The organism is Fluviicola chungangensis (genome assembly GCF_007558725.1).
Taxonomy (GTDB): domain Bacteria; phylum Bacteroidota; class Bacteroidia; order Flavobacteriales_D; family Crocinitomicaceae; genus Fluviicola; species Fluviicola chungangensis.
In genome coordinates this window covers 88,743-110,184 of sequence record NZ_VLPL01000006.1, presented here as the reverse complement: position 1 = coordinate 110,184, position 21,442 = coordinate 88,743, and the positions used below count along the sequence as shown (strand labels likewise).

20 protein-coding genes are annotated in these 21,442 nt (G+C 42.5%); 3 read left to right on the top strand and 17 right to left on the bottom strand.

Annotation, left to right across the window (positions count from 1 at the left end):
- Positions 1 to 65: 65 nt before the first annotated feature.
- The 3 genes from FO442_RS12675 to FO442_RS12665 all read right to left on the bottom strand — a co-directional run bounded on the left by FO442_RS12675 (position 66) and on the right by FO442_RS12665 (position 3,359).
- Positions 66 to 1,334 carry an aminotransferase class I/II-fold pyridoxal phosphate-dependent enzyme gene (locus tag FO442_RS12675; protein WP_144333571.1) on the bottom strand — a complete coding sequence of 423 codons (1,269 nt, stop codon included), beginning with the start codon at positions 1,332 to 1,334 and terminating at the stop codon, positions 66 to 68.
- Between the two features lie 175 nt (positions 1,335 to 1,509).
- Positions 1,510 to 2,064 (bottom strand): DinB family protein, encoded by a 555-nt coding sequence (locus tag FO442_RS12670; protein ID WP_186280103.1) that lies wholly within the window; start codon positions 2,062 to 2,064, stop codon positions 1,510 to 1,512.
- Positions 2,064 to 3,359 (bottom strand): M20/M25/M40 family metallo-hydrolase, encoded by a 1,296-nt coding sequence (locus FO442_RS12665; protein ID WP_246073850.1) that lies wholly within the window; start codon positions 3,357 to 3,359, stop codon positions 2,064 to 2,066. Before FO442_RS12665 ends, FO442_RS12670 begins: the two co-directional genes overlap by 1 nt.
- A gap of 242 nt (positions 3,360 to 3,601) precedes the next feature.
- On the opposite strand from FO442_RS12665, the gene ychF reads away from it, so the two are divergent.
- Complete coding sequence (ychF, locus tag FO442_RS12660) at positions 3,602 to 4,693, top strand: redox-regulated ATPase YchF (RefSeq protein WP_144333737.1); 1,092 nt, start codon at positions 3,602 to 3,604, stop codon at positions 4,691 to 4,693.
- A 300-nt stretch (positions 4,694 to 4,993) separates the two neighbouring features.
- Here the strand turns inward: ychF and FO442_RS12655 are convergent, their stop codons facing one another.
- From FO442_RS12655 to FO442_RS12605, 11 genes are all read right to left on the bottom strand, one after another.
- Positions 4,994 to 5,452 (bottom strand): hemerythrin domain-containing protein, encoded by a 459-nt coding sequence (locus tag FO442_RS12655; protein ID WP_144333568.1) that lies wholly within the window; start codon positions 5,450 to 5,452, stop codon positions 4,994 to 4,996.
- Positions 5,449 to 6,363, bottom strand: a complete 915-nt coding sequence (locus tag FO442_RS12650; protein ID WP_144333567.1) for a tryptophan 2,3-dioxygenase family protein — start codon at positions 6,361 to 6,363, stop codon at positions 5,449 to 5,451. The genes FO442_RS12655 and FO442_RS12650 overlap by 4 nt, the downstream gene beginning before the upstream one ends.
- 24 nt (positions 6,364 to 6,387) lie before the next feature.
- Entirely contained in the window at positions 6,388 to 6,777 is a 390-nt protein-coding gene (locus tag FO442_RS12645; RefSeq protein WP_144333566.1) for a group III truncated hemoglobin, read from the bottom strand.
- Positions 6,774 to 7,079, bottom strand: a complete 306-nt coding sequence (locus FO442_RS12640; RefSeq protein ID WP_144333565.1) for a hypothetical protein — start codon at positions 7,077 to 7,079, stop codon at positions 6,774 to 6,776. Before FO442_RS12640 ends, FO442_RS12645 begins: the two co-directional genes overlap by 4 nt.
- Before the next feature lie 66 nt (positions 7,080 to 7,145).
- Positions 7,146 to 7,580 carry an RrF2 family transcriptional regulator gene (locus FO442_RS12635; protein ID WP_144333564.1) on the bottom strand — a complete coding sequence of 145 codons (435 nt, stop codon included), beginning with the start codon at positions 7,578 to 7,580 and terminating at the stop codon, positions 7,146 to 7,148.
- Between the two features lie 213 nt (positions 7,581 to 7,793).
- Positions 7,794 to 9,230, bottom strand: a complete 1,437-nt coding sequence (locus FO442_RS12630; RefSeq protein ID WP_144333563.1) for a TolC family protein — start codon at positions 9,228 to 9,230, stop codon at positions 7,794 to 7,796.
- Positions 9,220 to 12,429 (bottom strand): efflux RND transporter permease subunit, encoded by a 3,210-nt coding sequence (locus tag FO442_RS12625; RefSeq protein WP_144333562.1) that lies wholly within the window; start codon positions 12,427 to 12,429, stop codon positions 9,220 to 9,222. The genes FO442_RS12630 and FO442_RS12625 overlap by 11 nt, the downstream gene beginning before the upstream one ends.
- A 24-nt stretch (positions 12,430 to 12,453) precedes the next feature.
- Entirely contained in the window at positions 12,454 to 13,536 is a 1,083-nt protein-coding gene (locus tag FO442_RS12620; protein ID WP_144333561.1) for an efflux RND transporter periplasmic adaptor subunit, read from the bottom strand.
- Positions 13,537 to 13,702: 166 nt separating this feature from the next.
- A complete protein-coding gene (locus FO442_RS12615) occupies positions 13,703 to 14,119 on the bottom strand; it encodes a hypothetical protein (RefSeq protein ID WP_144333560.1) in 417 nt (138 codons plus the stop codon).
- 175 nt (positions 14,120 to 14,294) lie between these two features.
- A complete protein-coding gene (locus FO442_RS12610; RefSeq protein ID WP_124745056.1) occupies positions 14,295 to 14,516 on the bottom strand; it encodes a DUF2795 domain-containing protein in 222 nt (73 codons plus the stop codon).
- 114 nt (positions 14,517 to 14,630) lie between these two features.
- Positions 14,631 to 15,182, bottom strand: coding sequence for a cob(I)yrinic acid a,c-diamide adenosyltransferase (locus FO442_RS12605; protein ID WP_144333559.1), 552 nt, complete (start codon positions 15,180 to 15,182; stop codon positions 14,631 to 14,633).
- A 112-nt stretch (positions 15,183 to 15,294) separates the two neighbouring features.
- Here FO442_RS12605 and FO442_RS12600 point away from each other — a divergent pair, with 112 nt between their 5' ends.
- Positions 15,295 to 15,756 carry a hypothetical protein gene (locus tag FO442_RS12600; protein WP_144333558.1) on the top strand — a complete coding sequence of 154 codons (462 nt, stop codon included), beginning with the start codon at positions 15,295 to 15,297 and terminating at the stop codon, positions 15,754 to 15,756.
- 47 nt (positions 15,757 to 15,803) lie between these two features.
- Here the strand turns inward: FO442_RS12600 and katG are convergent, their stop codons facing one another.
- Positions 15,804 to 18,011: a catalase/peroxidase HPI gene (gene katG, locus FO442_RS12595; protein WP_144333557.1), complete on the bottom strand. Its 2,208-nt coding sequence runs from the start codon at positions 18,009 to 18,011 to the stop codon at positions 15,804 to 15,806.
- Positions 18,012 to 18,162: 151 nt separating this feature from the next.
- Positions 18,163 to 18,846: an O-methyltransferase gene (locus tag FO442_RS12590; RefSeq protein ID WP_186280101.1), complete on the bottom strand. Its 684-nt coding sequence runs from the start codon at positions 18,844 to 18,846 to the stop codon at positions 18,163 to 18,165.
- A gap of 141 nt (positions 18,847 to 18,987) precedes the next feature.
- On the opposite strand from FO442_RS12590, the gene FO442_RS12585 reads away from it, so the two are divergent.
- Positions 18,988 to 20,379 carry a DUF4301 family protein gene (locus FO442_RS12585; RefSeq protein ID WP_144333555.1) on the top strand — a complete coding sequence of 464 codons (1,392 nt, stop codon included), beginning with the start codon at positions 18,988 to 18,990 and terminating at the stop codon, positions 20,377 to 20,379.
- Positions 20,380 to 20,483: 104 nt separating this feature from the next.
- Here FO442_RS12585 and FO442_RS12580 read toward each other — a convergent pair whose 3' ends face one another.
- Complete coding sequence (locus FO442_RS12580; RefSeq protein WP_342777665.1) at positions 20,484 to 21,404, bottom strand: DUF58 domain-containing protein; 921 nt, start codon at positions 21,402 to 21,404, stop codon at positions 20,484 to 20,486.
- Positions 21,405 to 21,442: the final 38 nt, after the last annotated feature.

Genomic DNA, 21,442 nt, shown 5'->3' with positions numbered 1-21,442 from the left:
TATGTTCCTTCGTAATATAGCAATTTGTCATTGCTATACTCAGTCTTCGAAAGCAGTGCTTTCTCTTACTTTTTTCTGTCTACTTCAACAGCTGCCAATTCATCCGCTTTGTAAGCTCCGGCATCTAACTTATCTTTTAACTTCTTGAATGTTTCAATCGTGTAATTGACGTCTTCCAAAGTATGTGCTGCAGTCGGGATGATACGCAACATAATCACATCTTTAGGAACTACCGGGTAAATTACGATCGAACAGAAGATATTGTAATTTTCACGCAAGTCGAATGTCAAATTCGTAGCTTCTGCGAGGTTTCCTTTCATGAAAACCGGGGTAACCGGGGAGTTCGAATCACCGATATCAAATCCTGCATTTTTAAATCCGGATTGAAGTGCATCGGCAATTTCCCACAATTTGTCTTTCAATTCAGGGCGGGTACGCAATAATTCCAGTCGTTTGCGTGCACCGATCGTGATAGTGATAGGCAATGCTTTTGCAAACATTTGGGAACGCATGTTGTAACGGAAGAATTCAATGATCGATTCCTTCGCACAAATAAATCCGCCGATTGATGACATGGATTTTGCAAATGTTCCGAACAACACGTCGATTTCATCCTGAACTCCTTGAGCTTCACCGGCACCTTGTCCCGTTTTACCCAATGTTCCGAATCCATGCGCGTCATCAACAAACAAACGGAAATCATATTTCCCGGATTTACGGAATTCAATGATTTCTTTCAATTTCCCCTGGTCACCTGCCATTCCGAAAACACCTTCCGTGATCACCAAAATACCGCCACCTGTTTGTTCAGCCAAACGGCTTGCATTTCTCATTTGCTTATCAAAGCTTTCCATATCGTTGTGCTGGAAAACGAAACGCTTACCGGTATGTAAACGCATCCCATCCAGGATACAAGCATGTGCTTCCGAGTCATAAACAATGATATCACTGCGATCAACCAAACAGTCGATTGCAGAAACCATTCCCTGGTATCCAAAGTTCAAAAGAATACAATCCTCTTTTCCCATGAATTCAGCTAACTCATTTTCCAGCTTTTCGTGCTCACTTGTCTGACCGGTCATCATACGTGCTCCCATCGGGTAAGCAAGTCCGTATTGTGCCGCCGCTTGCGCATCTGCTTCACGAACTTCCGGATGATTTGCCAATCCCAGGTAGTTGTTTAGAGACCAAACCAAACACTCTTTTCCACGGAAAATCATTTTGTTGCCTAATTCACCTTCTAACTTCGGAAAGGTGAAATAACCATGAACTCCTTTGGAATACTGTCCGATAGGTCCACGATTACGTTCAATTTTATCAAAAATATCTGCCATACTTGTTCATTTTCCATTAATCACGTAAATACTGTGATTAACAGTTGAGAGTGCAAATTTAGTAGTATTCTGACTCATATTACCAATTTGTGATGAAATTAATTAACCAAGAAATGAACAGGGGGATTTGAAAACAGTAGGGGCGCGATTAATCGCGCCCCTACTGTTTTATTGTTTAAAACGCTTCGTCTGTGTCTACCAGATAACGCTCTTTGATGATGTTACAGTGGTGAATGACATGTCCTACCATGATCCAGCCGAGATTTCGCGGAGTATTCGGAGAGTGGTTTGCGGTTCCGATTGAATCGAGCATAGCAGTTGTCATTCCTTTGAACAGGGAGATACTTGCCTTGCGAACATCTATGAATTCCGACCTCAGGTCCTCGAGCGAACGCTGATCGGTATTGTTGTGCTGTGCATACCAGCCCTCATCAAACCCATCCAAAGGAGTTTTGTCTTTTCGGGAAAAGCGCAGTGCCCGATACTGGAAAATGCGTTCGGTTTCAATAAAATGAAGGATGACACCTTTCAATGTCCATTTTTCATCTGCATATTGAAAATCGGCTTTTGATGGGGGGAGCCCGGCGATAAAAGCGGCGGTTTCATTCAAATCTTTTTCCAATGCATGTATCAAATGATCCTGACCGATGGTGCGGTCAAAATAATATTTGGCATAAGCCGGAGAAAATTCCGGATTCGGTCTGCCGGTAAACGGGTCCTGTTCGCTCATCATTCTAACGATTTATCCAGTAAATATACGAAAGCCGCCATGCTGGCACAACCCAATTCGAGTTCGCGTTTGTTCACCCTTTCGAACACATCGCTTGCTGCGTGGTGAAAATCGAAATACCGCTGTGAATCGGGAACAAAACCGAATAATGGAATTCCTTCATAAGCTGATTTTAACGGGCTGATGTCGACACCACCGTAACCGGCTTCAAAATGGTGGAGATCGTATGGTTTTAATAAGGATGCAAATCCTTTGATCAATTGGACGTATGATGGGTTTCCGTCGCATTCAAAACCATCCGGGCTGAATCCACCACGATCACTTTCCACCGCCGCAATTTGTTTTTGGTTCTCTTTTTTTGCCCAGGTTGCATACGCGTGTCCGCCTTTGTTCCCGTTCTCTTCGTTCATGAAGAAAACAACTCGGATCGTATGTTTCGGTTTAATGCCTGTTGTTTTCAGAATACGTAAAGCTTCCAGGCAGTGAACGATCCCGGCACCGTCGTCGTGTGCTCCTTCGCCGGCATCCCAGGAATCCAAATGTCCACCGATGGTGATGATTTCGTTGGGTTTTTCGCTTCCGGTCAATTCTCCCATCACATTGAAAGAGGGTTCATCGGGAAAATCGCGGCAATCCATTTCCATAATCAGGGTCACTTTTCCTTTTTCGAGTGCTTTTGACAATTCATTGGAAGAAATGGTGGAAAGTGCTCCGGCAGGAATTTTGGAAATTCCTTCTTCGTAGTACATGGAACCGGTATGCGGGAAATGGTCTTCCGGCAAAGCCAGTGAACGGATTACCACTCCGACAGCTCCCAATTTTGCTCCTTCCACTGCTCCGTGTCCGCGAATGCCGTAACAACCACCGTAAGCTGTAAATGTCACGATATCTGCAGGGTTCATGGCTTGGTTCAAAAACACGATTTTCCCTTGCACACTTGCTTTTGAAGCTTTCTTTAAGTCATCCAATGATTTGAATTCAACGACTTCGGCTTTTAACATCCCATTTGTTCCGATCGAACCACCTAAAGCCAAAATGTCTATCGGAACCACTTCTCCCGAACTGCTTTGGATCCAGGCAACTTCTTTGTTCCCTCGTTCCCAATGCGGGACCATAACAGGTTGCAGGTATATTTTATCAAAACCATAGGTTTCCATTTTTCGTTTTCCCCATTCAACGGCCATTTGTGCCTGAGTTGAACCGGAAAGCCGTGCACCGATTCCCTTGCACAAGGAACGCAGATCATCGTAAGACTTTCCACGAATCAGGGCTTCGTCAAATAGCTTACGGATCATGGTAGAGTCGTTTTGGCTGAAAGCTGGGCTTAAGCTGAACAGAATTGAAATAAAAAATAGGGTACGGAATAACATGCCTGTGTTTTGTTTGATGCTTTGCGAAATTAATAAATGAATGCCGAATTACGAATTACAAATGCCGAATTATGGGATAAGGGGAAATAGGCCGGAACTTTAATTCTCAATTCTCAATTCTGAATTCGCAATTATAAAGTATCTTTGCAAAAATTTTTTTTATGGCATTGAAATGCGGAATTGTTGGTTTGCCGAATGTGGGTAAGTCAACTTTGTTTAATTGTTTATCTAACGCTAAAGCGCAATCTGCGAATTTTCCTTTCTGTACGATCGAACCGAATGTAGGAACTATTTCTGTTCCGGATCCGCGTTTGGAGAAATTGGAATCCATGGTAAATCCGGAGCGAGTGGTTCCAACTACTATGGAAATCGTGGATATCGCGGGCTTAGTGAAAGGAGCTTCCAAAGGAGAAGGTTTGGGTAATCAATTCCTGGCAAATATCCGTGAAACAGATGCTATTTTACACGTGTTGCGTTGCTTTGAAGATGGGAATATTATCCATGTTGACGGACGAGTAGACCCGGTGAGTGATAAAGAAATCATCGATATCGAATTGCAATTGAAGGACCTGGAATCGATAGAGAAACGCATCCAGTCTTTGGCCCGTTCATTAAAGTCGGGAGATAAAGAAGTGGTGAAAGAAAATGACCTGGCACTTGCTATCAAAGCAACTTTGGAGCAAGGGAAATCTGTTCGATCCATGAATTTTGATGAAAGAGAAGCGGAAATCGTTCAAAAATTCCAATTGATTACTTCCAAGCCGGTGATGTATGTCTGCAACGTGGAGGAATCTGCTGTTAAAACGGGAAATGCGCATGTTGAAGCAGTTCGTGAGGCAGTGAAGGATGAAAATGCGCAGATTCTGATTGTTGGCGCAAAGATCGAAGCAGATATCTCCGAATTGGAAACTTACGAAGAACGTCAGATGTTCTTGGAGGAACTTGGGTTGGAGGAACCGGGAGTAAACCGGTTGATCCGTTCAGCTTATTCCTTGTTGAATTTGCAAACTTATTTCACGGCAGGAGTGAAGGAAGTGCGTGCATGGACTGTGCCTATCGGTGCAACAGCTCCTCAGGCTGCCGGAGTTATTCATACGGATTTTGAAAAAGGATTTATCCGGGCAGAGGTTATGAAATACGACGACTATACTACTTTAGGTTCTGAAGCTGCGGTAAAGGAAGCCGGGAAATTTAAAGTGGAAGGAAAAGAATACATTGTGCAGGATGGAGACATTATGCATTTCAGATTTAATGTGTAAAAACTAAAAGCTGTAAAAGACTCAATTCATTCGGGATTGGGTCTTTTTTTTGAAATAGGATTAATAAAGGGCCTGATCAACGATCTCCAAACATTCTTTTAATACAGAAAAATCGATGCTCCGAACTTCACACACCTCAAAAAGTGTTTCAGAACCTTCGGCCTTGCAATCAATCCCGAACGTTTGAAAAACCTGATTTAGCTCTTCGTTTTTAGTCAGTATTTCGTTAATTGATATATTTCCGGTAATAATCATTTTGACAGTTGATTCATTTGTGTCATCGATGAGTTCAAGGTCAGGCTACTTCCAGAACTTGTCTTCCCATTCTTCGGGGATTGACTCCCATTCATCCTCGTAATAAACCAAATCCGGGGAGAAAAGGTCCGGATTTCTTTTCAATTCTTTAAACACCTTGTTTTCTTCAAACCGGATGTTTGTTTCCAGCTCTTCTTCAATCGAATTCAATTGTTTTATTAACTCCGTTTCCTTTAAAAATAATCGTTTCAATCGCCTGTGCTGGGCGAGTGATTTGGTAACCATCTGGTCAGATTCTCCCAGGATACGGATCATCAATTGCTCTTCTTTTTGGAGATGCGGCAGGAATTGAGTTTCAAAAAACCAATCCAGGTACGCTTTGATACGTGAAAGCTCAATCCCTTTTCGGATACCGGTACGAATCTTCCAGCATACCAGCAAGCTGTTTTGATGTTCCAATGTTAATTGCGCCAATTGAGCGTTCCAGTTTTCCTCCTTAATCATCTGTTGATCTGCTCCTTGGTTTTCCAGTTTTCCATCGAATCATTTTTCCAGAAAGACGGAAAAAAACGGCGCTGCTGAAAGATCGGGTTTAGATACTTTTTCCATTCGCTTCCTCCCGTAGCGGCCTGGTTTTCTCCTTTACTGTCCAGGTAATGTGCAGCGGTCTCTAAATGCACATTCGGCCATTTGAAATTGTATAAAAAATCAAATTGTTTTGCTGCATGAACCAGTGCATCGGACGGATCAGGAATTGCAAGTAATTTTTCTTCGAGGGTTTTTCCCTGAACTTTTCGGGCAAGCAAGATCAGGTCTTCCTGGTATTTTTCTTCAAAGAGCAAAAGAGTTTGAGATTTCCTGTTTGCTCCCGGTTTTTTACCAGCCTGTTTCCAATACAACCGCTCAAAAACTGCTTCATTGATTTCAGGAGCGATGGACCCGTTTTTTTCGGATAGCAGGTTTCCGATGCGTGTGCAATAAAGCTCGATTGCTCTGAACTGGAAAGATTGGAAACCACTTGCCGGAGTTAAGGAACTACGGAACTGGTTGTAATTATCGTAATCCATTCCGTGTTTCATGACATCAAATGAGTTGATGAGGATCTCGGCATACTTAATCAACCGATTCAATTTATCCAGGAGGTTTTTTTCGGGCAAATCTTCATGAATCATCTGCTTGAGTTCATGGATCATCATTTTAAAAAACAGTTCGGTAACCTGGTGATACATGATGAAAATCTCTTCGTCTTTGAAATTTGTCCTCGGTTTTTGAAGAGAATTAAGGGTTTCTACCTCTATATAGTCCCAATAGGATAGAGGTTTGCTGTAAAACAGTCCTTTTAGGTATGTTTCCGGGTTTTCTCCCTGCTCTACATATTTTTCTTCTAATTTTTCAAGAATGGTTTTTTGGTCCATAAGTCGTTGTTTAATGAGTGATTATTAATTGCCTAATCCGAACTGCTTAATCTTTGTTTGGAAGACCCACCTGATCTTTTCAGCCCGCCTAGTTGCTTCAGCTGCTTTTTCTCCTGTGAAGTGCTGATTCGTGGTTTCACGGAACAGCCGGAGCCATTCCTCGAAATGTTCATCAGTAAGTGCTAATTGGAGATGATGCATGAGCGGATTGCCCTGATAAGTAATTTCCCCGAGTAAAAGCGTTTGCCAGAACCGGTACATCTTATCCAGGTGTGCAGGCCATTGTTCGTCACTGATTTTGTCAAGAAAAATGGGATTCAAGAGTTTATTTTCCCTTACTTTGGAATAGAAGGAATCAACGAGCAATTGAATGTCTTCGAGTTCCAGGATGTCGTGTTTTTGTGCTGATTTCATCGGATAAAGAAGTTGATGATTAGAATTCCCAGGTTGAGGATTACGCTTAAATAGAAGAGGATCAGGCACCATTTAGCGGAAACCTGGGCGATAAATGCACCATTTGAAGCCATGGTAATGTTGGCACAAATTGCCAGGAGTACATAGCTTTGGGTTTTGAGTGAGTACATAGCCGCAACGGAACCAAAACAGCTTTGAGCAGTCAATAAAGCTGCCATTGCCCCGAACCGGGATCTTTCAAAACTTGCAATTTGTTTTTGAAACCAATTCAAATTGGTTTTTGAAGTTTCAGAAGCTTTCATATCAGTTGTTTTTAATAATTTATAAGATATTAAGACCTTTTTATCTTTTATTGATTTAATTTTTTTTCAACGTTTCAGAAAAGATAAACCACTGTTTAATCCGTTTGCAAGTTCTTCAATGCTTGTTGTTTCGAGCATTTGTTTCAAATCATCCCGGATGCTCATAAATTTATCGTGCAGGGGACATGGTTTTAAGCTGTTACATTCTTTCAGACCAAGACCACATCCTTTGTAGAGTTCATTTCCGTCTATAGCGAAGACGATATCGCTCAATTTGATCATTTCCCTGTTTTCTTTTTCGATCTCAAATCCTCCTGTCGGACCCTTCGTTGATTTCAGGATTCCGTTTTTGGAAAGAATTTGTAAAATTTTGGCTGTGAAAGCTTCAGGTGAATCTATTGCTTTTGCAATATCCTTTAAGCTGATCCGGTTATTCAGCTGAGATTGATACGCGATGTGCAGCGTTGCTTTTATTCCGTATTCACAGGTTTTTGAAAACATTGCTCTTATTGTTGTGATACAAAGGTAATGAAATTGATTAATAAAGGAGTTTTTTATCCGAAATAGTTCTAAAATGCATTCAAAGTTGTCAGCGAATCTTTTACCAGAAGCGGATTCCTTTTTATATCCTCTTAATACGACAAGAAGGGGGAATAAAAAAAGCACCAGTCACAAACTGATGCTTTTTCGTAAATTATTTTTCACATTGTCAGATTACCTCCAACCACCTCCCAATGCCTGGTAAACACTGACCATGTTTGAAAGCTGTTCCTGTTTGATCTCAATCAGGTCGAATTTCGCTTCAATTGCATCGCGTTGTGTCATTAAGACTTCCATGTAATCTGCTTTGGCAGATTTGAAGAGATTCGTCGATATTGTAATAGACTGATTCATGGCATCGACTTGTTTCTGCTTCAGTTCATAACTGTTTTTCAGGTTTTGAACCTTGGTCACCCGATTGGTTACTTCAATGTACGCATTCAGGATCGTTTGTTCATACTTGTATACAGCTTGAATTTGTTTTGCATTTGCCGAAGCGTATTTTGCTTTTAGAGCATTCCTGTTGATCAACGGAGCTACCAGGTCGCCTGCGATATTATACAGCAGGGATTGTGGTGACGTGATCAGATACTTGACATTGAATGCCTGGTAACCAACTCCTGCAGTAATGCGCAGGGAAGGGTAGAAGTTTGCTCTCGCCACTTTGATATCCAGTTTGGATGCAGCCAGGTCCAATTCAGCCTGACGAATATCCGGACGGTTCTGCAGCAATTGAGAAGGAATCCCATTGTAAATGGTATCCGGCACCATTTGCTGGAATGTAGCCGAATTGCGTAATACAGGCTGAGGGAAACGTCCAACCAGGTAGTTGATGCGATTTTCTGCTTCGATAATTTGCTGTTGCAGGTAGAATAAATGACTTTGGTTTTTGTAAACTTCGGCCTCAAACTTTTTCACAGCTAATTCAGTTACTTCACCCGCGATTTTCTGAAGTTTCACGATTTCAAGCGCATTTTTCTGGATTTCTAAGTTTTGCTTTAAAATCTCCAGCTTGTTGTCGAGCGCCATCAACTCATAGTAGGATTCGGAAATCTCGGCCACCAGGTTGGTCACCATGAAATTTTTCCCTTCGATGGTTCCCAGGTAACGGGAAGATGCAGCGTCTCTTGCGTTGCGCAATTTGCGCCAGATATCGACTTCCCAGGACGCATTCAGACCTAATTGCAGGTCACCGAGCGGATCAGGGAAGGCTTTTCCGTCCCGGATCGGCAAGTTTTTTTCAACTGCCCCGTTACGGGTATATTCACCGACCTTTTCTACCCCGGCCCCAACTTTCACTCCCGCAGAAGGTAAAAATTCCCCTTTTCTTGCTCTGACCTCTGATTGGGCAACTGCGATCTCCTGGATGGTGATGTTCAACTCCTGATTGTTTTTCAGGGCCGTATCAATCAGTGCAACCAGGTATTGGTCATGGAAAAAAGTTTTCCATTTGATGTCTGCCGAATTGGTGGAATCCTTCGAACTTTGATAAGCTTCCGGGGTGTATTTGTTTTCTATCTTGGGATTCATTTTCAAGCTCTTGCAAGCTGTAATGGTCAATGCCATGGAGGCTGATATGACCCAAATCCCGATGTTATTTTTAGTGCGCATTGTCTTCAGTTTCATCTGTTGTTGGGAAATTGTCTATTGCATGAACGAAGTCTTCTGTCAGAGAACTGTCGTCTTCGTTTTTGATCAGTCTGCGACCTTCTGCAAGCGTACCGAAAATATAGTACAGACCCGGAATAATGATTACTCCGAAAATAGTTCCGAAAAGCATTCCTCCGAGTGCACAGGCGCCGATTGTCCTGTTTCCGATAGCTCCCGGACCGGTTGCCACAACAAGCGGCAGCAATCCGGCAATGAATGCAAAGGAAGTCATCAGGATCGGACGGAAACGTACTTTTGCACCTTCAATAGCCGCTGCCAGTACCGTTGCACCATCGTGATGTTTCTGCATGGCAAATTCCACGATCAAAACGGCATTCTTTCCAAGGAGCCCGACAAGCATGACTAATCCGACCTGTGCGTAAATGTTATTCTCCAGTCCCATTATTTGCAACAGGAAGAATGATCCGAATACTCCGGCAGGGAGTGAGAAAATTACTGCCAGTGGAATGATGAAACTTTCATATTGAGCTGCCAATACAAAGTATACGAAGATCAATACGACAATGAAAATATATAATGCTTCATTTCCACGCATTACTTCATCTTTGGAAAGTCCTCCCCAGTCGATGTCGTAACCTCTCGGCAAGGTCGATTTGGCAACTTCCTGTGCAGCTTTAATAGCTTCACCCGAACTGTATCCTTTTGCCGCAGAACCACGAATGGATGCTGTTGTATACATGTTGTAACGGTTGATCTCATTCGCTCCCTGAGATTTCACGATCTTCATGAAGGAGGAGAACGGAACCATTTCGCCACGGTCATTCTTCACATATAACTTCATGATATCTTCAGGTAATCTACGGTATTCCGGCGATGCCTGAACGAATACTTTAAAGAAGCGCTGATACTTAATGAAACCAAGCTCGTAAGTACTACCAATCAAAATGGAGAGTGTATTCATCGCATTTCCGATGGAAACTCCTTTTTGCATGGCCAGATCGTTATTGATCTGAAGTTCGTATTGCGGATAGTTCGCACTATAGAAGGTAAACAAACCGGTAATCTCTTTCCGTTTGCGTAAGGTATTCATGAATTCCGTGTTTACGCGCTCCAGTTCCTTGTAGTCTCCCGTGTTGGTCTTGTCCAACAATTGAAGGGTGAAACCACCTGCAGCACCATAACCGGGAACTGCCGGAGGGTCGAAAAACTCAATCGTCGCACCCGGAATGACTTTAGCTTTCTCTTCCAGTTCGTAAATAATTTCCTGTACATTGTGCTTTCGTTCTTCCCATGGTTCGAGGTTGATCAAACAGGTCCCTGCATTGGAACCCCGACCTTCTGTTAATACCTCGTAACCGGCCAAAGCAGAAACGGATTTGATTCCTTCTACTTTCTCGGCAATTGCCTGAAGTTTCCGTGCAATATCGTTGGTTCTTTCCAGGGTTGATCCCGGAGGTGTCTGAATAATTGCATAAATCATTCCCTGGTCTTCACTCGGGATGAAACCGGAAGGTAATTTTTCACTCAATCCGAAGATTCCAATACCAAATGCAATCAGGATAACAGCAGTAATGAGTCTTCTGTTTACGATCTTATTTAAAAGCCCGACATATCTTCCGGTCAGTTTTTCAAATCCGCGATTGAACCAATCCAGGAAACGATTGATAGGTGTTCTCCGTCTTGGTTTTCCGTGATTGTTTTTCAATAGCATGGCACAAAGGACAGGAGTCAAAGTCAACGCTACTAATCCCGAAAGAACGATTGAAGTTGCCATAGTAATCGCGAACTGTCGATAGAAAATCCCTACCGGACCAGTCATGAAGGCAACCGGAACGAATACGGCGGTCATCAATAAGGTAATAGCGATTACGGCTCCGCTGATTTCTTTCAATACTTTTTTGACCGCCTGATAAGGGGAGAGGTGTTCTTCTTCCATCTTGGCATGGACGGCCTCGACGACGACGATAGCGTCATCCACAACAATACCGATTGCCAATACCAATGCGAATAAAGTGATCAGGTTGATCGTCAAACCGAACATTTGCATGAAAATGAATGCCCCGACCAGGGAGACCGGTACGGCAATTGTTGGAATAAGGGTCGAACGGAAGTCGCCTAGAAATAAGAATACCACTAATGCCACAAGGATGAATGCTTCCCCCAACGTGTGGATTACTTTTTCAACGGACGCATCCAGGAAGTTCGAAACGTCATAACTGATCTCGTATTCCATTCCCGGAGGGAAGGAAGTCTTTTTCAATTCTTCCAATTTCTCTTTTACACGCCCAATTACTTCTGTCGCATTACTTCCGTAAGTTTGTTTCAATACAATCGCCGCAGAAGGATATTCGTCCTTGTTGGAGTAGATATCGTAGTACTCACTACCGAGTTCTACATTGGCAACATCTTTCAGTCGGAGTATCTCTCCATCCGGATTGGAACGTATAATCACATTTTTGTATTCGTCTGCTTCGTTGAACCGGCCTTTATAAGTCAATACATATTCCAGCGCTTCTGCACGTTTACCGTCACTTCGTCCGATCCTTCCGGGAGAACCGATCACACTTTGAGAACTCAAGGCTTCCAGGACTTCTTCTGCAGAAACATTGTAAGCCCGCATACGATCCGGTTTCAACCAAACACGCATGGCGTACTGGCGGCTTCCCAGGATACTTGCCTGACCAATTCCATTGATACGCTGCAATTCAGGAATCATGTTTACCCCGGCAACGTTGAAAATAAATTTCATATCGGCGTTTGGATCCTTACTGTATAAGTTGACGTACATCAACATACTTGGCATGATGCGGTTTACGATAACCCCTTCCCGCTGAACAAGAACCGGTAAACGATTCAATACCTGTGCGATGCGGGTGTTTACCTGAACGAGAGCCTGATCGGGATCGGTCCCTAAGTTGAACACGATTTGAATATTCGCTTCCCCGGCACTCGTTGCATCGGAAGTCATGTATTTCATTCCGGGAACACCATTTACGGCTTGTTCCAACGGAATCAGAACGGATTCGGTCAATACTTTCGCACTTGCTCCCGGATAAGAGGCTCGTACAATAACTGTGGGTGGTGCAATCTCAGGGAACTGTGAAGTGGATAATCCACTGATGGCAAGTACACCCATGAAGATGATGACCAATGATAGCACGATAGCTAAAACAGGTCGATGTATGAATTTGTTAAACATAATCTGATCGGATTAAAATGGGTGTTACTCCGTATAAACTTTCAGGTTGGAAATTACTGAATTCGGTTCCTGGTATTTGTAAGTGATTTTATCTCCCTCTCTTACTTTGCGGATTCCTTCAAGAAGAATGCGTTCATCTGTTTTCACACCGCTTTTCAAGACATATAAGTCCGGCATTTCAGAACGAATAACGATTTCTCTCGAATGCACCACGTTGTCTTTATCCACAACAAAAACATATTTTTTCTCCAAGATTTCGAACGTTGCTTTTTGAGGAATGATCAAAGCGTGCTTTAAAGGGACAACCATTTGGATACTTCCTGTTTCACCGTGTCTCAATAGTTTTTTTGGATTCGGGAAAGTAGCACGGAAGGCAATGTTACCGGTCTCGTTATTGAAATCCGCTTCGATTGTTTCTACAACTCCCGGATATTCATAGATTTCGTTGTTTGCCATCAGCAGGCGCACATTTTTCATGTTGTCACTTTGGGAAACAGTTTTGAAGTTCAGGTACTGAGCTTCCGGAACGTTAAAATAGACCCATAACCGGCTGTTGTCGGAAAGTGTTGTCAGCAAATCGCCTTCGTCAACCAAACTTCCCAATCGAACCTGGAAACGGTCCATAATCCCGTCAAACGGTGCTTTGATTTCCGTAAAACCTAAACGCACTCGTGATAAAGATAATTCAGCTTTTGCTTTATCGTATTTTGCTTTCACAAGAGCTAATTGATTTTTGGAAATCACATTGCTGTCAGCCAACAATTTGGCATTCAGGTATTCTGTTTTTGCGAAATCAGCTTCAGCCTGTGCTTTTTGCATTTCTGCTTCATACATCATCGGCATAATCTGGAACATCATTTGCCCTTTTTTCACTAATTGCCCTTCATCTACGTAGATCTTTTGCAGGTAACCTTTTTCCAGCGCTCTGATTTCAATATGCTGAATGGCGCGTATCTGGCATACATAATCTTGTATGATTGTCGTGTCTTTCATTAAAGGACTTGTCACCAGTAATTTGTTTGGCACTTCCTTTTCTTCGGTTTTGGGACCGCAACTTGTACTGCATACTGCAACAATCAAGCTCATGAGAATGAGAACTCTCTTCATAATAATCGTGTTTTTAAAACGAATTGTTTTTTTTGTTGTAAAAAATTGTGTTTTGGATGTTTCGATCCAGCGATAGTTTTCCTAAGATAAGATTGTTTTAATTAGCATCAAATCAATCGGTAAGGAAAATTGGGTGCTGAGACAATGAATCATTGTCCGCCGGATTCTATATTCTGAAAACTTGAAAAACGACATGTCTTTTATTTGCTGTAATAAAAGACAACTGTTCACAGAATATAGCGCTGTTTTTGGCATTTCCGTAGAGGTAATCGAGCGATTGATCTACCGGGATACCAGCAAAGAACAGATTATTATACAGGTGTTTTTCGGAAGAAAAGTCTTCCGCTTCTTCTTCGATGTTTTCAAAAATCAATTCCGTATCTTCTACCGGAATAGAAGAATTGGAATCAATGGTGGCACTTGATTTATGGTGTTTAACGATAAATTTAGTGTGCTCCGAATGATGATAATGAAAATTGAAAGCGGAGTTTGCCGGTTCTGAAGGATGAGCATTCAGCTGGTTCACACCAAAAACCTGGAGGACACACAAGAGCTGAAAAAATCCAATAAGCAAACTTTTCATGGTGTAAAACTAACTTAGAGTTAAAACATAGCCAAATTTTCCGGTGTTAAATATTGGTTAATATGGATAACTAAAGGAAAATCAGCGTTTTTTTTAGTTGAATTTAGAAACAAAAAAAGGTTCTCAGAAATGAGAACCTTATCTATTATCCGTAAGGATAAGAATTCATTATGAATCAGTATTCATCTTCATTAAACAGGAAGTCATCTTTAGACGGGTAATCCGGCCAAATTTCTTCAATGCTTTCATATACGTCACCCTCATCTTCCAAATCTTGCAGATTTTCAACTACTTCTAAAGGTGCACCTGCTCTAATTGCATAGTCAATTAACTCGTCTTTTGTTGCAGGCCAGGGAGCGTCTTCTAAGTAGGATGCTAGTTCTAATGTCCAGTACATGTCTTAGTAATATTGTTGTTTATTTGCGCAAAAATAACCTTATTCTAAAAAAATGCAAGTGTTTTACACAGGATTAAAAAAAAAGTTTTTTTTAGTTTTTTAATTTTTTGAAAATCAGCTTGTTCGTGGTTTCCATGGGGTTTCCTTAGCATTTAGTTCATGAGCCAGTTTTCTGGAAAGGACAAACAGGTAGTCGCTCAATCGGTTCATATAGGCACTGATAATCGGTTCTACCGTTTCTGATTCGCTCAGGTGTGCCACTAATCTTTCGGCCCTTCTGCAAATACACCGGGCGATGTGGCATTGGGAAACAACCGCATTTCCACCGGGAAGTACAAAAAACTTCATCGGAGGCAAGGTGGCATCCATTTCGTCAATCTGATTTTCCAGAAAGGTCACGTCACTTTCAAATAATTCCGGTAGGGTCATTTTGGATTTTACCGGGTCGGCTGCTAAATGAGAACCGATTGTGAACAGGCGGTCCTGAATTTCGATCAGAACAGCTGATTTGGATTCTTCGTTGATCAGGTCGCGAAGCAAACCGATGTAACTGTTCAACTCATCAACAGTTCCGTAACTTTCAATGCGAATATGGTGTTTGGGAAGCCGTGTTCCTCCAATTAAACCGGTTGTTCCGCTATCTCCTTTTTTTGTATAGACTTTCATAATCTAAAGTTAATGATATTTCACTTATTCGTATCCATAAGCTATTTACCACGGAAGATTTTAATTATATTTGGTTGAACGAAAACAAAGACCATGAGATTAATTACGTTACTTGTCTTGTTTTTTACAATTCGGTCCTTTTGAGGTAGGCGATGCGTATAAAACAGCCTGGAATGATCTCCTGAAAAGAACACACATTTATCAAAATAATATGAAGAAAAAAAGTCTATTGGCAATGGTTGGGGTTGTGATCCTGGTTGCCTGCGGAACAGCAAAAAATTCATCGCCGAAAGTAGAAGCCATGCCTACTCAGGGAGACGTTGACAGAATGCAGTCCAAATTCCCGGGAATGACCCTGGATGAGTTGTACCAGGGAAAACAATTATTTGAATCGAATTGCAATTTATGCCATAAGTTGAAAAAGCCGGCTTCTGAGCCTGAATCAGAATGGAAAGAGATTGTGCCCCGAATGGTTAAAAAAGTAAACAGCAAGGAAGGGCATCACATTGATGAAGCGGGACAGGAAAAGATTCTTCGCTATGTGATTACGATGGGATCTGTAGAAAAATCTTAAAACAATTAAAACAGTAGGCGTGCGATTAATCGCACGCCTACTGTTTTTTATAAATCAAATCGATCCGCATTCATCACTTTGGTCCATGCCGCCACGAAATCAGTAACAAATTTATCCGAGGCATCAGAACTTCCATAAACTTCCGCAAGTGCCCTTAATTCTGAGTTGGATCCAAAGATCAAATCTGCGCGGGTGGCCGTCCATTTCGACTCCCCGGTTTTGCGGTCACGCCCCGCAAACAATTCCTGGTGATCATCTGTTGCTTTCCATGCTGTATTTGTATCCAGCAAATTCAGGAAGAAATCATTTGTCAGTGCTCCCGGTCGTTTGGTGAAAACGCCGTGTTTCGTTCCGTTGAAGTTAGTGTCCAGCACACGCATTCCACCAAGCAGTACAGTCATTTCCGGGGCGCTTAAATTCAACAACTGGGCTTTATCTACCAAAAGCTCCTCGGTAGAAATGACGGATTTTGCTTTCTGATAGTTTCGGAAACCATCCGCAAATGGTTCCATTGCAGAAAAAGAGTCTACATCTGTTTGCTCCTGGGTAGCATCCATACGTCCCGGGGTAAATGGAACTGTTATGGAATGTCCGGCTTTTTCTGCTGCCTTTTCTATTCCCGCACAACCAGCCAATACGATTAAGTCCGCCAATGAGATCTTTTTACCATCCGTTTGAATGCGATTAAAATTCCGTTGAATTTCTTCCAGTTTCTCAAGTACTGATGTTAGTTGAGCCGGATTATTCACCTCCCAGAATTTTTGAGGTGCTAACCGGATACGTGCACCGTTTGCACCTCCACGTTTATCTGATCCACGGAATGTGGAAGCAGATGCCCAGGCTGCAGCAATGAATTGCGTCAACGGGATTCCTGATTGTAGAATCGTTTCTTTCAATGATTTCACCTCTTTTTCGTCAACGAGTTTATGGTCGACTTTTGGAATAGGATCCTGCCAAATCAATTCTTCTTTTGGGACTTCCGGACCCAAATAGCGGGCAATCGGCCCCATGTCCCGGTGTGTAAGTTTGAACCAGGCGCGGGCAAAAGCATCTGCGAATTGGTCGGGGTTCTCATAAAAGCGTCTGGATATTTTCTCATAAACAGGATCAAACCGCAATGAAAGATCGGTTGTGAGCATCGTTGGCAAGTGTTTTTTAGATGGATCATGAGCGTCCGGAATGGTTTTGTCTGCATTTTTAGCAACCCATTGATGAGCGCCGGCCGGGCTTTTGGTCAATTCCCATTCGTTTCCGAATAAATTTTCAAAGAAATGATTGCTCCACCTTGTTGGTGTTTGCGACCAGGTAACTTCCGGTCCTCCGGTTGTGGTGTCACCTCCCATTCCGGTGCCGAACTTATTTGTCCAGCCCAGTCCCTGTTCTTCGATTCCCGCGCCTTCCGGTTCGGGTCCTACCAGATCAGGACTTCCGGCTCCGTGTGCTTTTCCAAAAGTGTGTCCTCCGGCAATCAGCGCAACAGTTTCTTCGTCATTCATGGCCATACGTGCAAAGGTTTCACGAATATCTTTGGCAGCTGCAATCGGATCCGGATTTCCCCCGGGTCCTTCCGGGTTTACGTAAATTAACCCCATTTGAACTGCTGCCAGGGGATTTTCCAGGTTTCGTTCTCCGGAATAGCGTCCGTCATCGCTTAACCACGTTTTTTCAGAACCCCAGTAAACATCCTGGTCCGGTTCCCAAACATCCGGACGGCCGCCTGCAAAGCCAAAGGTTTTAAAACCCATGGATTCCAATGCAACGTTCCCGGAAAGAATCAACAGGTCAGCCCAGGACAATTTCTGACCATATTTTTGTTTGATTGGCCACAATAGCCTGCGTGCTTTATCCAGGTTGGCGTTATCCGGCCAGCTATTCAGCGGAGCAAAACGTTGTTGTCCTGAACCCGCACCACCTCGTCCATCCCCGATACGATAAGTTCCTGCGCTGTGCCATGCTAAGCGAATGAACAATGGTCCGTAATGCCCGAAATCTGCAGGCCACCAATCCTGGGAATCGGTCATTAAGTGACGAAGATCCGCTTTTACAGCTTGTAAATCCAGGCTGTTGAATGCTTTTGTATAATTGAAAGAAGTACCCAGTGGGTTGGATTTGGAATCATGCTGTCGCAGTACATTCAGTCTTAATTGGTTTGGCCACCAGTTGTTGTTCCTGATGATCTTTCCATCTTTGCCATTTCCATTTGTTGCGCCTGTAAAAGGACACTTGGAGGCGTCTCCGTTTGAATAGTTTTCCATATTGTCATGTTTGGTAGTTCCCTTAAAGGTATTAATTGTTTGGATCAATAAAAAGCGTTCTCTGAATTAGATCACAAGATAAAATACCATTCAGGGCATATAATGAACGATGGGTTTTCATTTCCAAGAAAATGAGCCGTATTGAGGGGCTTTAAAATAATTTGGTCTTGAAGATTTTCGGACGGATGGTAAACTGCTCTTTTGTCTGTTCTTCCCTTCTCCAAAGAATGCCCATTCTTCCCAGGTCAATGGAAACATGAAAGCGCGGATCTGAAGCCAGGTATTTCCAGGAATCCCACATGTCTTTACTCCAGCGAATATCATCGAGGATAAAAGCGGTATTGCTGTGTGTCTGATCAAATAAGGCATCGATGTATTTCAAAGTTGCTTTTCCGGAATGATTGCCATCGAGGAAGATCAGATCATATTTGCCGATCCCGGGAAGTTTTACGAAATCGTCAAAAGAGCTGCAAATAGTGGTGATCCCGGAAAGGTTCCAGGCGTCAAGCTGTTGGGAGGCCCGGGATAAAATGGCGTCGCAGCCTTCCACGGTAATTACATGGCCGGAAGGGTTTCCCGCTTTCAAATGAATGGATCCGGTCCCGATGGAAGTACCCAGCTCCAGCATGAGCATAGGCTTGTAGTGATGTGCGATTCTCCATAAAATTTCTCCATACAATCCGTTGCTGCTTGCATTTTTTGCCAAATCGGCTACGGAGCGCGTTTTTCCCATTTGTTTGGAACCCGCTCCCAAATCGGTTATTTTAAATTGTTCTGTGCTTTTTTTGACTTTTTGTAACCACTTTTTTCGTGCAGTGAGAAAATTTTTATCCACTTTTGTCGTTAAACAATTGTCAACAAAGTCGAATACAAAGGGAGAATGAATGCCATGTCGTCCTTTGGACTTGAGTAAAAATCCGAAAATTGATTTGGAATTTTGCATGACGCAAAGAAACGAAAAAACGCTACAGGAAGCATGCTTATGCTAAAAACTACAATAGAATTGCAATTGGAACGCTTGCGGGCTCCACAACCGGCTTTAAACCTGGTTTCTGCCTGTAGAATTCGGGAAGGGATTATTGCATTGAGCGATGAGAAAATTGCCGGTCTGGCCAATTCGTTTTATCAGTCGGACAAGAAAATCGCTGTGTTTATTCCCGCATCGGGTTCCGGTTCCAGGATGTTCCACTTTTTGTTTGAATTTTTGGATAATCCCAATGAAAGCAACAGCGGGTATGTGGAGCGTTTTTTAACGCATATTGAAGATTTTGCATTTTTCTATCAATTTCCAACCGCTATTCAGAGAGCTTTAAGAAACAGGAGCATGGACCTGGATGCGTTTGTATCCTTCATTTTAAATAACAAAGGTTATGGACTGGCACATCTTCCGAAAGGGTTGATCCCTTTTCATAAAAACGGGCCTTTTTTACTGTGTCCGATCCAGGAACACGTGGTTCAGGGACAATTATTGAATCAAAATGCCTGTTCGTTTCATTTTACGATCCAGTCTAAGTTCCAGGAATACATTCAGCGTCAATTGGAATTTTTGGAAGGAATGACTTCTAAAAAGTTTGATGTGGATTTCTCGGTTCAGAATATCGAAACAAATGCTGTTGCTTTTGATGACAATTACCAGCCCATCCTTAATCCGGAGGGTGATTTGCTGACCAGGCCGGCGGGACACGGAGCCCTGCTGGAAAATTTCGCTCAGGTAGATGCCGATTTGATCTTTATTAAGAACATAGACAACATTCAACATTACAACCACTCCGAAATTGCAATTGAAACACAGCGCATGCTTGGGGGCTTATTCCTGGAAGTTCAGGGTAAAATAGAGAAGTTAAAGGCTCATTTTTCGGAAAAAGCCTGGAATGATTTCAACGAGGAATATCAACTGTTCCATGAATCGGCTAACAGTTTGTCACAAGCGGAAAAACTGGAATTATTGAAACGTCCGCTTCGGATTTGCGGGATGGTCCAAAATGAAGGACAGCCCGGAGGAGGACCGTTTTGGGTGGAGAATAACGGTGAAATCACCAAACAGATCGTCGAAAAAGCACAGATTAATCCCAAAAGCGACCAGGTACGCGTAATGATCCAGTCTTCCCATTTTAATCCGGTGATCATGGTTTGCCAGGGAAAAAACAGTGACGGTTCAAAAATCGATCTACAGGCATACAAGGATGAACATGCTTATTTCAAAGTAAGTAAATCACACAACGGACAATCGATTCATTTTGTTGAATTGCCGGGGCTTTGGAATGGCTCAATGGCGAAGTGGAATACTGTTTTTGTGGAAATTCCAAGCCAGACATTCAGTCCGGTGAAATCCATCCTGGATCTGCTGGATAAAGCGCATCAACCGTGAATAATTGAAAATTGACAATTGAAAAATGGATAAGATTTGAGACGGGGTCTAACCCCAAATTAGTAGTCCATTAGGTTATTAATGATCCATTTTTGCATTTTCAATTAATAGAGCTTTTGCCGTTTCAATAAATACTTTACGAGAACGTCCTGTATCGGGTCTTTGATGTCAATGGCATAAAAGTCGACATTGTACTGGGTGCATTTCAGATTTACTTCGTTGAAATAACGGTTGATTTCCGTGGTGTACTTTTCTTTGATCTCAGCCGGCTGCAATTTCATTTTTTCTCCCGTTTCCATATCGATCAGGTTGATCGGGTTGTGCCCAAGTTCAAAATCGATTTCCGTAGCTTTATCCATGACGTGGAACAAAACCACTTCATGTTTGTTGTGTTTCATGTGCTGAATGCTCTGCATGAATTCATCCAACCGGGAAGGATCATCCAATAAATCGGTGAAAATAACGATCAAACTTCTCTTGTGGCATAATTCAGCGACATCGTGCAGGCAGGAAATGGTTTCCGTAAGTTTGGAATCAATTGTCTGATATTCGTGCAGTTGTTTTTCCATTTCATGTAATAAGAAACGGTGATGAGCGCCGGAAGATTTTGCCGGAGTATGCAGAAACAAGCGATTATGGAATAAGGAAAGTCCCACGGCATCTCGCTGTCTTTTTAACAGTTCGGATAAGGATGCTGCGGCAAGAACCGAAAATTCGAGTTTGGAAAGTTCGTTTTTTCCGCTGTAATACATGGAAGAAGATACATCGATCACCATTTGGCAGCGCAGGTTGGTTTCTTCTTCGTATTTCTTGGTAAACATTTTCTCCGAGCGACCATACAATTTCCAGTCGATGTGCCGGGTAGATTCCCCGGGATTGTACAAACGGTGTTCAGCAAATTCCACAGAAAATCCATGGAACGGACTTTTGTGCATTCCGGTAATAAATCCCTCTACGACCTGTTTTGCAAGCAATTCCAAATTGCCGAATTGAGCCAGCTGGTCTTTTTGTATGGTAGACAACATGGTTCGAAAATACGTATAAAAGTGATTGTTTTACGGAA